Source organism: Paenibacillus profundus, from assembly GCF_021369635.1.
Lineage (GTDB): Bacteria > Bacillota > Bacilli > Paenibacillales > Paenibacillaceae > Paenibacillus_B > Paenibacillus_B profundus.
The window spans coordinates 426295-438950 of the sequence record NZ_JAJNBZ010000002.1; the positions used below are offsets into that span (position 1 = coordinate 426295).

Here is a 12656-nt window from a genome sequence, read left to right on the forward strand (position 1 = left end):
CCAAATAGGAGGAACGAATATGCCAGAAGCAGCCATTCGGTTCCGGTTCACGGACGCCGCCAGTGCCATGTTGGCATTTGATACGTTGGAGGAATTGGGATACACTCCGGCATATGACGGAGACAACCATACGGAACTTCATGTGCATGTGGAAAAAAGAGATCTCACGTCTGCGCTCGAAATAGCAGAGGCGCATGGTGGACAGCTTGTAGAGGAAGCGGATTTAACTGAAGTGTCCGTCATGAATCAGGCTTACGGCATGGATTGGATTCCGATTCCGGCACATGTCGTTAATGAGGATTGGGCTGATGATGATCGATATGCTGTGAAGGAGCGTACTCCGAATCATGATGACTTGTCTCATCGGGAGGAAGAAGCCTTTGGTTGGATCGATGACGAGACGACCAATCAATTCCCAGGCGGCATTCATATCTGAGTCGCAGAATATACGATGAACATAATTTAATGGTGCATTTTATGAAATAAGGGCAGTTCCGTCTATTGTACCCCTGAGAGGGGATAGCGGACTGCCCTGTTTGTCATTTAATCGAGCTATTCATGAACGGCTTGGGCAGCGTGTTTGCCGGCTGTATAGCCTGTCGCAAAGGCGGCCGTAATATTGTATCCCCCTGTATAGCCGTGAACGTCCAAAATCTCTCCGCAGAAGAACAACCCGTGCATCTTCCGGGATTGCATCGTCTTTGGTTCAATCTCCTTCAGGTGGACTCCGCCTCCGGTTACGAATGCTTCTTCCAATGAGAGGGTTCCGTTCACTTTGATCGGAAATGCTTTTATAAGACGGCACAGATCCTGCCAGGGCTGCTTCGGAATATGATCGTAGGTTACCGTGTCATCGATTCCTGCTTGCTGTAACAAAATGGGGATGATTCGCTCGGGCAGCAGCAGCTTGAGCACATTTTTTACGGCTTTCTTCGGTTCTTGCGCGCAAAGCTGCAAAGATTTCCGTTCGAGTTCGGCCAGAGACATCTCTGGCTGGAGGTCGATCGTCAGATTGACGGTCTCGCGTCCCGAACGTTGTAATTGCTTGATGACGAACTGACTGCAACGAAGCGCGGTCGGTCCAGATAGACCGAAATGAGTGAACAGCAGGTCGCCTTCGTGTTCAACCACCTTTTTGCCTTTCTCATTCCATACTGCGACACGAACGCTGCGCAGCGACAACCCTTGCAGCAGTTTCTCTCGAATAAAGTACGCATTTGAAGTAAGCGGCACTTCGGTCGGATACAACTCCGTTATCGTATGACCTGCTGCCGTCGCCCAAGCGTAACCATCGCCGGTGGAGCCGGTGTGAGGTACAGATTTTCCGCCCGTTGCAATAATGACAGCGTTGCTATGCAGCGTTGCTCCGTTTTTGAAGCGCACGCCTTGAACTGCTCCTTCGTGATATAATACGTCGGCGACCGGTTGGTTTACGAGTATCGTGACGCCAAGGCGGCGAACCTCGCCGATTAACGCTTCGACCACAGTCTTTGCTTTATCCGAGACGGGAAACATACGTCCGTTATCTTCTTCCTTCAAAGCGATGCCAAGGCCTTCAAAAAAACGGATAATATCCCGATTATTAAAGTGGGCGAAGGCACTGTGCAAAAATTTACCATTACCCGGAATGTGTCGAATTAGTTCCTCTTGGTCTTTAATGTTAGTTACATTGCATCGTCCGCCGCCGGATATGGCGAGCTTGCGTCCGAGCTTGTCCCCTTTGTCGACAAGCACCACCCGCGCGCCGTGTTCAGCAGCTGCGATGCAGGCCATTAGACCGGAAGGGCCTCCCCCAATGACGATAATATCGGTTTGTTTCATTTCGTTCTCCTTCTGCTATTGTTCTTACGCTATTGTAACGCAAAAATCGAAACTTGACGAAAAGGTTGTGTTGCTCCATTGTTAATAAAGAATAATTATGATTTAACCAAGGCATCTTTAACTTACTTTATAGAGGAGATATAACATGTACGTGGCCCTCAAGGAAACCCTGCTGCAAGTTCTAATTGCTTGTATTCCGGCGTTCTCTTGGCAGCTCTGCTCCATCAAGCCGGAGCGCGTAGCGCGCGCACCGGTTATCATCGGACTGACATCGGCTTTCTCCGTACTTCTTTGCATGGTGTTCTCATTTTATATGGATACGGCGCAACCTTTTGATTTCCGTTTGCTCCCGTACATGCTCGGTATTTGGTATGGAGGTTACCGTATCGGGCTTGCCATCGTTGGGCTCTATATATTAATGATGTTCGGCTTCCAAGGAGTTCAACAGCCGCAAATGATGTGGGGCGATGCGCTTATTTATTTGACGCCGTTTATTTTTGCTTTCATTAATAAATTCCGTCAATCTGGATTGCGGATGCGCCTTTTTATTTATCTTTCCTTTTCTTTGCTCGGAATTATGCTTTATTACGGGTTTTATGCAACCGCTTCACCACACGGGAGGCTATTTTTGTTCACTGATGCGAAAGTGATGCTGTTCATGGTTATGTTCGCCGTCATGTTTCTGATTACCGCCTGCCTGCTCATTTATATGATTGAAGAAACGCGGGAGAAAGCTTTTTTGCAGCAAGGATATCAGACGGTCTCTCGGCGCTATCGGGAAGAAATGGAGAAGCTAAGTCAAATTTTGAATACAGCGCCGCTCTGTGTAATTGCTATTGATGTTGAGACGAGAATTACAGCAATTAACGATAATATGATTGAAGGAATACTTTTGCAAGTGCCCAATGTTGCACGGGCTGAGTTGATTGATCGGCCGCTGAGCGAATTGCTGCAAAAGATGGGGGACAATCCGAATCAGTTCATTATTTTAGAGGGGGCGCTGCAGGGAGGCGTCGTGGACGGGGAAGTGGCCCGGTTCGGAGATCGGGAATATTACATACTTGCCAATGCCATTCGAAGTCAGGAGACGGGAGAAATCGTCGGAGCGGTCGGTATGGCGCACGATATCACAGAGCTAACCCAGCTGCGCACCGAAATCGGCAATATGGAACGGCTCCATCTGGTGGGGCAGATGGCAGCAAGCATTACACATGAAATTCGCAATCCGATGGCGGTTATTCGCGGTTTTATGCAGCTGATGCAAGAGAAGAGTCCTGACAATTTACAAAATTATTTTCATATCGTTATGGATGAAATTGACCGTGCCAACGGGATTATTAATGATTTTTTGGCGCTGGCGCAAAATCGAATCGTGGAGAAGGAACAGATTCATCTGCACGATATCATTCAGCAACTGTCTCCGCTCCTCTGGGCGGATGCGAATCTCCGCGGTCAACAAATCATATTCCGGCTTGCTGAACACGAGCTTATTCCAACGCTATATTTGAATACCAAGGAAATGAAGCAGCTCATTCTGAACTTGGCGCGAAATGCGATGGAGGCGATGGAAGCTTCGGATACGGAGGGAATATTAACTTTAGAGACGGTGCTTGTTCCGCAAGGCGTTCAGCTCCGGGTACGTGATACGGGATCAGGTATTCCTCAGGTAGAGCTGGATAAGTTGTTCGAGCCTTTCTATACGACCAAATCAAAAGGAACGGGGCTCGGCTTGCCTTTGTGTTTGAGCATTATGGAGCGGCATAAGGGGACGATAGAGGTATTCAGTACTGAAGAAGGAACTGTTTTTGAAGTGACGTTCCGGTTACATGCCGCTGATTCGGAGGGAAGCTTCCCGTCACTCAATGATGAAGCCGGGGCCCCCGCATTGAATTGAACCCGTCGTAAACGTTCGTTATGATAGACATATGGGGGGGGACCGTATGAATGTGCTTCAAATCGGAAATATTACAATCAATTGGGAGTTGTTTGTCAGCTTTGCCTCTTTTCTTATCGCGGTATTCATCATTTCACTTCGCTCACGTATGGAAGGGCAAGCTTTACGGCATTATACCGACTGGGCGCTAACGGTAGCACTTCTGTTTATTTTGAACGAAAAACTCGGATTTCTGTGGGATTCCCCGTCTATTATATGGCAGCAGCCGCGTACGCTGCTTTATTTGAACGGAACGTCCGCGAACGGCAATATGCTGCTTCTGCTCGGGATTGCCGTATGGACGACTATATATGTACGTAAGCACAAACTTTCATATACGATATTGTTTGATCTGTTGGCTCACGGTATCTTCACGTGGGTAGCGGCCTACGGCTGGCTCTATACGCTGAACGGGTCCAATGCTCCGGGCTTTACGCCGCTGCCGCTGCCAAGCGGGTTTCCGGCTCATGGCCTGCCTCCGGCGGAGACGTTGGCTTGCCTCATCCTGCTTGTCGGGATGTGGATGCGCCGCTGCCCGTTAGGTACGCTTGCAGATGCTGAGCTTGGCTTTCTCGCAGGAGGGAGCATCGGCATGCTGGGCAGCTACTTCAAGCCGTACGAGTCGCTTTGGCTCGGATTGGGGTATGAGCAATGGCTGTGTGCCGCAATGTTGGCTGCAGGCTACGTCGCTGTGCGCCGCCGTGAACAAGGGAAGCAAGGGGCGGCTGAACCGACTGAATCGGTTGAACTGGCTAACCTGACTGAACAAGCACCGGAGGCTGATGAAGCAGATCATCTGAAAGGATAGGCTTCCTTCTCTATGCGCATAATAGAGGTTGTTCACACGCACTTTATAGAAGCGACATAGCGGAAAGGAGGCCCATGCGATGAGCAGTCAAGACTCGAAAGCGCAGGAGCGGCAACAGCAAAAAAATCGTGAAAATAAGTCGAACGAGAGCACTGTCGTAGATAAGAAGTTGGATGGACCTAACCGTCCTTCCACGTAACGGTGACGGGACTGTCCGAGGGAAAGCAAAGATTCTGTTTACGGGATCTTCGGCTTTCCCTTGCTTTACGTCGCTGCAAATGGTTAAATATTTAACGATAGCTTATATTCAACCAATCTATCAACGGAATTATTTATAAGGTAAGGAGTGAGCACTGATGTCCATGTCTTTTGAGCAATATATGAGTGATATGGTTCAACCGATGCGTAATGAACTGACTTCCATCGGCTGTGTTGAGCTGCGGACAGCGGAGGAAGTAGAAGAAAAATTGCCTGCGGCAAAGGGCACCGCATTGGTTGTGGTGAACTCGGTATGCGGTTGTGCGGCTGGACAATGCCGTCCGGGCGTGCGTAAAGCGCTGGAACACGAGGTGACACCGGATCATTTGTTCACCGTGTTCGCCGGCCAAGATAAAGAAGCGACAGCGAAGGCGCGCGAATATTTCGCACCGTTTCCTCCGTCTTCTCCTTCCATCGCATTGATGAAGGATGGCGAATTGGTGCACTTTATTGAGCGTCATAGTGTGGAAGATCGCTCGGCAGAAGATATTGCAGCAGATTTGAAAGCTGCATTCGATCGCTTCTGCCGCTAAGAAGACGAAAGCATGCAGTGATGAGCCCCGCACCTTTATGGTGCGGGGATTTTTACAAAGAGCAGCTGGAATAGGAAGGAGACGAGACGATGAGCTTGCAACAAGACATTATTAAGCGTTTCGGCGTACAACCACAAATTGATGAGAATGCGGAAATTCGCAAGCGCATAGACTTCTTGAAGCAATATGTGAAAAGCTCCGGAACGACAGGGCTTCTTATCGCGATTAGCGGCGGGATAGACAGCGCAGTCGTTGCCGGCTTGTGCAAGCAAGCGACGGATGAGCTGGCGAAGGAGTCGGGACAAGAATACATCACACTCGGCGTGTTTCAACCGTTCGGCAATCAAGCGGACATCTCGGACAGCTATGCCGTGGCGCAAGCGTTCGCTCTCCAGCATACGGTGGAGACGAACATTGAAGATGCGGTGAACGAGGTGACGCTTGAGGTGGAGCAGGGCTTCAAGCAGTTGAACCAACCGCGCCATCTCAGCATTCCGGGCAAAGGGAACGTGAAGGCGCGCGTCCGCATGGTGGCCCAATACGCTCTTGCCTTTGACTTGAATTTGCTTGTCGTAGGTACGGATCATGCATCGGAAGCATTAACTGGCTTCTATACGAAGTGGGGCGACGGCGCCGTGGATATTACGCCGCTATCTTCACTCAACAAACGCCAAATTCGCCAATTGGCCGCCCACATGGGCGTTCCAAAAAGTGTGATTGACAAGGTGCCGACGGCTGGTCTGTGGGACGGCCAGACAGACGAGAAGGAGCTCGGCATTTCCTACGATCAAAATAGCGACTATTTGGAAGGCAAAGCCGTACCAGATGACGTGCGCGAGAAAATCGAGCGCCAATACCGCAAGACAGAGCACAAGCGCTCGCCGATTCCAGGAATATAGTCAGACGTCGCCCAGGTTTTATTTGATCGAAGACGAACATAATCTGACGGCGAATGCATTGCAGCACCCCAAGGCTTAAGCAACTGCCTCGGGGTGCTTTTGTGTTTGCTGCGCTCTCTTAGCTTCACTCTCCCATTCAATCAGTAATTTGAATGCAGCGGCGTAATCTAACGAGTGGAAAGAGAGTTATATCGAGTTGGCTGGCTGCTTTAAGGGGGATTTAAAATTATACATGTCTCTCTGTAGCTCTAAGTAGATCTATGTAACCCTAAGTAACCCTAAGTAGTTCTAAGCAGATTTATGTGTCTCTCTGTAGCTCCCTGTAAACCTCTGTAACTATCTGTATCTCTCCGTATCTCTACATATATCAACATATCTCTAGGTATATCTAGATATCTCTACATATATCTGGGTATCTCTACGTATCTCTACGTATCTCTACATATCTCTAGGTATCTCTACACATCTCTATGTAGTTCTTGTCACTCCCCCTTTGCTCACTCTACCCTTTCGTCAGGAGCGGGTTCCTTTTTGCTCTTTTTATCATCTCTTCGTTATTTTCGTTACTTTTCTAGGTTGCTACCGCTACGAATGTAAAATTCGAAAACGGTTTAATTTTAAGCCGTATTCCCCTGTCCGAATTCCAAATCTCTTATAATTCTGAGTGTAGGGGAGAATGGACATAAGTGCGACTAGATATGGATGCTCGTCGCCAGCAGCTTCCTATTTTTACCTCAATCGGCCACCAATCTGTATACTAGCTGTCCAGTTTCTTGGATTTCTGAGTGTAGGGCAGAATGGATATAAGCGCGACTGGATACGGATGATCATCGCCAGCAGCTCCGTACTAATTTCAATTCTCCGCCACTTTTCATAACAGCAGGTTGAGCAGGAACTTGCAACGGTTTTTCCAATCATTGCGGATATGCGGATATAAAGAAAAAGAACTACGCATTGGCAGTTCATGTCATTTCATTTATTGAGATTAAGTCTGATATGGTTATACTGCCTGAGATATGCTGCTGGCTGAGCCGCGCCAGAATAATTCTTTTAATCGCGGACGCTGCGCTGGTGAAGCGCATTGCTCAGAGATCAGCTTGCATGCGAGATGGCATGCTTGTTCCATAGTCGCTTCCGAGCCGGCGGTAATGAGCAGACCACGGGAATCGATATAGGCAATCAGCATCTCATCCGCATGGAGGGTGCTTTTCAACCGCAGGGGAGATTCGGGATGATTCAATTCATCTTGACTGTAAATCAGTATACTGTGCTCGGGAAACAGGGCAGGTTCAACAAACCGGACATGGCACTGTTCCACTGAACGTTGTGTAAGCGATACCAACACTTGCTGCAACGCGAAGATGGATTGCTGTCTTACAATGCTTGTGCTTGGAGCCGAATAAATGGTTGTCATATGGTATCCTCCTTGCTGCTGTCATCCCAGACAACTGCCTATCTGAAAGATTACCCGTATTTTATCAGACTGAAACGAAAAAACAAGCGAACGGGATGTGGCACATTTGCGACATTTGATCGCCTGAAATGGCTTTATCCCGTTCTAGAGGTTAGAACGTGTCCTGTGTCCACGCGACTAGCTCGAAAGCGACGAGGCGCGACGTACAATCTGCGATCGGCGTTGATTCAGCCAAGACACGGCTAACGTCCATAGCGGTAAGCTCCATAAGAAGACAGCATATGGCGCATATGAGTGAACGGGAACGTCCAATATGGTGCCGCATAGCACAGCAAGCATGTTCCAAGGGATTATTGCCGCAAAAACAAGCGCGGTATCAGCCACGACCCGGGATAATTGCTCCTTCGGGAACCGCTCGGACCAGAGTGGGAGCACGCTTCGTCCCGCCATCATGATAGGCAGCGTCTGGGTACAGGAGACGAGGGCCAGCGCGAGTCCGTACAGACCGACGCGGGTGGTCGCTCCGGGCATCGAAGTGTTCTCTCCGATAAATGCGGCCATATACGGCTCCAGGCTGCGCGTCGATTCCAAAATCCCATTAAACGCCCCGGCCAGCGCGATTAGCAAGACAAGCTCAATGATGGGCAGCACCCCCTTCGTATGCAGAGAAGGAAGTGCGGCATTTCCGTACCCGAAGAGCATCCCGTTCAGCCAGGCGGATGGTTCGGTTCCTTGCAGCCAAGAGCCGATAATGATCGCCGTCACGATGGCCAGCATGAAGGCATAGCGCGTCTTCCAACGCAGCAAAATCGCAACGATTAAAGCCGCTGCGGGTAAGATGAGCCACGGACTGAATGTGAAGCTGCTGCGGAATTCCTCCATTCGCAAGGCCTCGGCTGGCACCGACCAGCCTCCTGCGATGTCAAATAGGACAAAGATGACCGTGGCGGTTGCCAAGCCGAGCAGCGTCGTGGGAACAAGCGCCGGATACTGGCGTCCGACGGTCGTTCCGGTCGAATCGGCGACGAGGCGATGCGTGCTCGAAAACGGAGAGGTGCGGTCTCCGACGAATGCTCCCGAGACTAACGCCCCGGCCATCAGCGGCAACGGCACTCCGGCGATTGCCGCTACGCCCATCATTGGAATGCCGACGGCGCTGAGCGTTCCGGTCGAAGTGCCGAGCAGCATGGAGAAGAGGGCAGAGAACCAGAACGTCAGGGTCGTCATGAAGGCGGGAGCCATCCACTGCAATCCTTGTTCAATCAGGTACGGAATCGTGCCGCTTAAGGTCCATACCGGAATCATCAGTCCGACCATTATGAGAATCCAGATGACCTCTATCGTATGCTTGGCGCCATCGCGCATGTACCTGAAGAGAACGGACCAAGCAGTGCCTTGCCGCCGAGAAAGGGCAGTCAGGCTGAAAAAGCCGGCGGCAAAGCCAATAATAAGTGGGAAATGCAATAAATAAGCTGTGGAAAGTCCCGCAATCGTTATAACAATGACGGTGAGTAGTTGGTGTTTCGTTAACATTACGGTAAGGCATCTCCTGTCTTCATGTCTCTGATGAAGTTGATGCAATTAGAAGGTGCGTATGAAGAAACGCGAATCATGCGATGATGTCATGCAGCTAGCGGGACTGGGCTTGTAACCAACTGGCCGTAGCATCCAGCGCCGCTTCCAATTCCGGAGTTGTGCCTTGGAACGGGTGGACGGCGTTGAAGGTGTGTCCGCCGCCTTCAATTGTAATCCATTCTGCTGCTGGGTAACTCGCAACGAGACGGGCCGATCCGTCACGGAAGCCGGGCAGGTCATCCGAGCCTTGAATGAGCGCCATAGGAAAAGAGGCGGAGGCAGTGCGGCCAATTAGGTCATACCGCTCGCGGTTGGCTTCCAAGTCATCGAGCATGACACGGTCAAGCGGCAGCGCTTCGCCGGTGCGGGCATTGACGACCTTCGAACGCCCGGATGTTCGCATCTCGTGCTTCTGCTCTGCGGTGAACAAATCCATATTGGTTACACCGTTCCATGTAATGACGCCTGCGATTTCCTCTGGATGATCGAGCGCATAGAGCAAGCAGCTTGCTCCGCCGCGGCTGTGTCCCAGCAGGTAGACAGGCGCTTCCGGGCCTATGCGACGGCCGGGAGCGGCCTGCTGCAACCATTCATTGAAATCCCCGCCAGTGATCAACTGAAGCAAAGCAGTCAGATCCTCCTGCTCCCGCTCATACGTGTTGACGGCGAATCGTTCCGGCTCATCAAAGCGGTCGAGCGATGGACCGACACCGTTATATGTAAAATTGAAGGTGATCGTGAGCAGGCCGCTTCGCTCCGCCAATTGTTCCGCCGCATAGGGGAACATGCCCCAGTCTTTAAAGCCTTTGTAGCCGTGAGTGATAATAAGCACGCCCTGCTTCTTCTGCTGCTCCGGAATAAATACGTCGCCACGCAACGTGCGTTGTTCCTTCCAACTTTTTTCAAAAGAATGTCTCATTAATCCTACCTCCTTGCTAGTACAATATTCACGCCTCATTGTAACATAGAACAGCCGCAATGAAGCATGCAACTCCTAATGTAAAGATTATTTAATGTGCGGTCATCTCTACTTGCGCAATGAGCGAATCCAAGCTTGACACGTGCATATACGGAGTGTACTATGTGTACTAGTTGAAGTAGTACACTATTCGTGCCGCGAAATGAACGGAGAAAGGAGGATGTCATGTTTCGTTTGCAAGAGCGAAGTACCACACCAATATATGAACAGATTGTGGAGCAGATGAAAGCTCTAGTCGCTAAAAACGTGATGCAGCCCGGGGAAAAAGTGCCTTCGGTGCGGGAATTGTCCTCCATGTTGGTCGTAAATCCGAACACGGTTAGCAAAGCGTATCAGGAGTTGGAGCGTCAGGGCGTCATTGAAACGCTGCGGGGCAAAGGCACATTTATAGCGGAACCCGCTGCTCCGCCCATGGCAGAAGAGAGGATGACGAAGTTGAAGGATGAAGTGAACCGCATTGCTGTAGAAGCGAAGCATTTGGGCCTTGAACGGGAGGAGTTCATTGATATGGTCGAACAAGCATGCGAGGTATGGTGGAGGGATGACGAATCATGATGCAAGTGGAAGCGATACATAAGGCGATTGATGGCAGGCCGATATTGCGGGGCATCAGCTTTACGATTGAGCCCGGCCGCATAATGGGCCTCGTCGGACGCAACGGGACGGGTAAAACGACACTGATGCGGACGCTGGTCGGCATATACGATCCGGATCAGGGGAGCGTTGCCTTTGAGGGAATGGACATACATAAGTATCCGGAGCTGAAGCGGGATGTTGTATTTGTCCCGGATGCGCCCGTGGCGCTTGAGGCGTATACAATTCGGGAATGCGCCGCTTGGTATGGGCAGATTTATCCGAGCTTCGATCTGTTTTACTTTACCGAGGCGATGGAACGGTTCAAGCTGCCGATGAATAAACGGGTCCGCACGTTGTCCAAGGGGATGAAGATGCTGTTCAGCACGGCGCTTGGCTTGTCGACGAAGGCCCGCCTCATTCTGTTCGACGAGCCGACGAACGGAGTCGATGCCGTAACCAAGAAGCAGCTATTGAGCCTCATCGTCGAATCGCTGCGCAAGGATTCCTCTATTCTCATTTCGTCGCACATGCTGAACGAGCTGGATCGGATCGCGGATACCGTCGTGCTGCTGCGGGATGGCCGGACGGATGAGACATGGGACTTGGAGCAATTGCGTCAACACATGAAAAAGCTGCAGGTCGTCTTTACGGCGACAGAACCGCCTGCTTGGCTGGCAAGGGAGGATGTATTCGTGCTGCAGCAGGTAGGTCGCGTGTATACCGTCATGCTGGAGTCGGACGAGGCGTTTACTGCGCTGAAACGTGAGGAGCCAATGTTCATCGACGAGCTGCCGCTCTCGCTGGAAGATTGGTTCATGTGGAAATCGGGAGGTGACGGCGATGCAGCGTAGTATTTTTGTGCGGGCGTTGTGGTGGAAGGAATATCGGCAGACGCGGGTGCTGCTGTGGTTGATGATGATTGCCGGCTTTTTCTCAACGGCTTACCTGCACATGCGGGAGGTGTGGTTTGCTTCCCCGCAGGTCATTGTGGGACTAGTGGAGTATCTGGCAAAAACTCAGGAGACGAATTGGCTGCTGCACAGAAACTATGGCGGTTTTATGCTGCTGCTTGTGCTCGGAGGTTTTTTGCTGTCATTGTGGCAGCTCGGCCATGAGCGCCGCAATCAGATGAGCGAGCAGACGTTTGCGCTTCCTTATCCACGGTGGGTTATCTACGTGACAAAATGGTTGGTTAGTGTCGCTTATATCGTGTTTGTCGTTACGGCCAGCGTAGCATTGGATATACTCGTACTCAAGCTGTCGCAGGTGGGAGCATACGTGCATGTCATAGATTTTATCGGTCGCGGCTTTCACATTATCTTCGTCACGGTGGCGGCCTACACATTTACGTTGTTCATCGGCTCCTTTACGGGGACTTGGACGTTGCAAGCGGCGCTTTCCATTATCAGCTTGTTCTTGTATGAATTTTTTACTCTCATGCTGCAGCAACTTCTGTATATCTTCATGATTACGCCAATATACATGGAACTTCGATTGCGCGGAACGTTCTGGGAAAAGTTCAATTTAACGAATTGGGTATTCCATGAGGGCGGCAATTATCCATACGCGTTCGTCGGAGTCGTCTCCTTGCTGCTGTTCATCGCGGGCATGGTGCTCTATTCGCGTAATTCGCTTGAAAACAATGGCAAGCTGGTGCTTTTTCCAATCATTGAGAAGCTGTTCATCGTCGGATTTGTATTATGTGCGGCATTGTTTAGCGGCAATTTGAGTTATGACACGCTTTATCCCGGACGCCTCGGATATGCGGCAGGCGCAGGGCTTGGCACCATCATCGGCTATATCATCATCCGCACATTGACGCGCATGCGTGTACGAACTTAGCGTGATACAGCGTGAACA

Annotated in this window: 13 protein-coding genes; 9 read left to right on the forward strand and 4 right to left on the reverse strand. The window is 50.6% G+C overall.

Annotated elements, in window-relative coordinates; translation table 11 throughout:
• Positions 1-19: 19 nt before the first annotated feature.
• Positions 20-436: a DNA/RNA helicase gene (locus LQV63_RS04830; RefSeq protein WP_233695856.1), complete on the forward strand. Its 417-nt coding sequence runs from the start codon at positions 20-22 to the stop codon at positions 434-436.
• A 116-nt stretch (positions 437-552) separates the two neighbouring features.
• Here the strand turns inward: LQV63_RS04830 and LQV63_RS04835 are convergent, their stop codons facing one another.
• Positions 553-1821, reverse strand: coding sequence for a BaiN/RdsA family NAD(P)/FAD-dependent oxidoreductase (locus LQV63_RS04835; protein ID WP_019420358.1), 1269 nt, complete (start codon positions 1819-1821; stop codon positions 553-555).
• A 145-nt stretch (positions 1822-1966) separates the two neighbouring features.
• Between LQV63_RS04835 and LQV63_RS04840 the strand changes: the two genes are divergently transcribed.
• The 5 genes from LQV63_RS04840 (at position 1967) to nadE (ending at position 6252) form a co-directional block, all read left to right on the forward strand.
• On the forward strand, positions 1967-3715 hold the full coding sequence (locus LQV63_RS04840; protein ID WP_233695857.1) for a two-component system sensor histidine kinase NtrB: 1749 nt from the start codon (positions 1967-1969) through the stop codon (positions 3713-3715).
• 46 nt (positions 3716-3761) lie between these two features.
• Entirely contained in the window at positions 3762-4562 is an 801-nt protein-coding gene (locus LQV63_RS04845) for a hypothetical protein (RefSeq protein ID WP_233695858.1), read from the forward strand.
• 79 nt (positions 4563-4641) lie between these two features.
• Entirely contained in the window at positions 4642-4761 is a 120-nt protein-coding gene (locus tag LQV63_RS04850; RefSeq protein ID WP_019420361.1) for a hypothetical protein, read from the forward strand.
• A gap of 157 nt (positions 4762-4918) precedes the next feature.
• The gene (locus tag LQV63_RS04855) at positions 4919-5353 is read left to right on the forward strand and encodes a BrxA/BrxB family bacilliredoxin (RefSeq protein ID WP_019420362.1); all 435 of its coding nucleotides are present in this window, start codon (positions 4919-4921) and stop codon (positions 5351-5353) included.
• 89 nt (positions 5354-5442) lie between these two features.
• Positions 5443-6252 (forward strand): ammonia-dependent NAD(+) synthetase, encoded by an 810-nt coding sequence (nadE, locus tag LQV63_RS04860; protein WP_233695859.1) that lies wholly within the window; start codon positions 5443-5445, stop codon positions 6250-6252.
• Between the two features lie 1000 nt (positions 6253-7252).
• On the opposite strand, the gene LQV63_RS04865 is transcribed toward nadE, so the two are convergent.
• The 3 genes from LQV63_RS04865 to LQV63_RS04875 all read right to left on the reverse strand — a co-directional run bounded on the left by LQV63_RS04865 (position 7253) and on the right by LQV63_RS04875 (position 10160).
• Complete coding sequence (locus LQV63_RS04865; protein WP_019419354.1) at positions 7253-7666, reverse strand: hypothetical protein; 414 nt, start codon at positions 7664-7666, stop codon at positions 7253-7255.
• A gap of 177 nt (positions 7667-7843) precedes the next feature.
• Positions 7844-9199, reverse strand: a complete 1356-nt coding sequence (locus LQV63_RS04870; RefSeq protein WP_233695860.1) for a Na+/H+ antiporter NhaC family protein — start codon at positions 9197-9199, stop codon at positions 7844-7846.
• Between the two features lie 97 nt (positions 9200-9296).
• Positions 9297-10160, reverse strand: a complete 864-nt coding sequence (locus tag LQV63_RS04875; RefSeq protein ID WP_233695861.1) for an alpha/beta hydrolase family protein — start codon at positions 10158-10160, stop codon at positions 9297-9299.
• A gap of 225 nt (positions 10161-10385) precedes the next feature.
• Here LQV63_RS04875 and LQV63_RS04880 point away from each other — a divergent pair, with 225 nt between their 5' ends.
• Genes LQV63_RS04880 through LQV63_RS04890 form a run of 3 tightly spaced genes read left to right on the forward strand, consistent with a single transcriptional unit; the run spans position 10386 to position 12638 of the window.
• Positions 10386-10775, forward strand: a complete 390-nt coding sequence (locus LQV63_RS04880) for a GntR family transcriptional regulator (RefSeq protein ID WP_019419357.1) — start codon at positions 10386-10388, stop codon at positions 10773-10775.
• A complete protein-coding gene (locus tag LQV63_RS04885) occupies positions 10772-11647 on the forward strand; it encodes an ABC transporter ATP-binding protein (protein WP_233695862.1) in 876 nt (291 codons plus the stop codon). The genes LQV63_RS04880 and LQV63_RS04885 overlap by 4 nt, the downstream gene beginning before the upstream one ends.
• Positions 11637-12638 carry a hypothetical protein gene (locus LQV63_RS04890; RefSeq protein ID WP_019419359.1) on the forward strand — a complete coding sequence of 334 codons (1002 nt, stop codon included), beginning with the start codon at positions 11637-11639 and terminating at the stop codon, positions 12636-12638. The genes LQV63_RS04885 and LQV63_RS04890 overlap by 11 nt, the downstream gene beginning before the upstream one ends.
• Positions 12639-12656: the final 18 nt, after the last annotated feature.

What these genes read in the sequence shown, in the direction of transcription:
- LQV63_RS04880 (WP_019419357.1), top strand. Translation starts at nt 10,386, where the DNA reads ATGTTTCGTTTGCAAGAGCGAAGTACCACACCAATATATGAACAGATT.
- LQV63_RS04835 (WP_019420358.1), bottom strand. Translation starts at nt 1,821, where the DNA reads ATGAAACAAACCGATATTATCGTCATTGGGGGAGGCCCTTCCGGTCTA.
- LQV63_RS04875 (WP_233695861.1), bottom strand. Translation starts at nt 10,160, where the DNA reads ATGAGACATTCTTTTGAAAAAAGTTGGAAGGAACAACGCACGTTGCGT.
- LQV63_RS04885 (WP_233695862.1), top strand. Translation starts at nt 10,772, where the DNA reads ATGATGCAAGTGGAAGCGATACATAAGGCGATTGATGGCAGGCCGATA.
- LQV63_RS04870 (WP_233695860.1), bottom strand. Translation starts at nt 9,199, where the DNA reads ATGTTAACGAAACACCAACTACTCACCGTCATTGTTATAACGATTGCG.
- LQV63_RS04845 (WP_233695858.1), top strand. Translation starts at nt 3,762, where the DNA reads ATGAATGTGCTTCAAATCGGAAATATTACAATCAATTGGGAGTTGTTT.
- LQV63_RS04855 (WP_019420362.1), top strand. Translation starts at nt 4,919, where the DNA reads ATGTCCATGTCTTTTGAGCAATATATGAGTGATATGGTTCAACCGATG.
- LQV63_RS04840 (WP_233695857.1), top strand. Translation starts at nt 1,967, where the DNA reads ATGTACGTGGCCCTCAAGGAAACCCTGCTGCAAGTTCTAATTGCTTGT.
- LQV63_RS04890 (WP_019419359.1), top strand. Translation starts at nt 11,637, where the DNA reads ATGCAGCGTAGTATTTTTGTGCGGGCGTTGTGGTGGAAGGAATATCGG.
- LQV63_RS04830 (WP_233695856.1), top strand. Translation starts at nt 20, where the DNA reads ATGCCAGAAGCAGCCATTCGGTTCCGGTTCACGGACGCCGCCAGTGCC.
- LQV63_RS04850 (WP_019420361.1), top strand. Translation starts at nt 4,642, where the DNA reads ATGAGCAGTCAAGACTCGAAAGCGCAGGAGCGGCAACAGCAAAAAAAT.
- LQV63_RS04865 (WP_019419354.1), bottom strand. Translation starts at nt 7,666, where the DNA reads ATGACAACCATTTATTCGGCTCCAAGCACAAGCATTGTAAGACAGCAA.
- nadE (WP_233695859.1), top strand. Translation starts at nt 5,443, where the DNA reads ATGAGCTTGCAACAAGACATTATTAAGCGTTTCGGCGTACAACCACAA.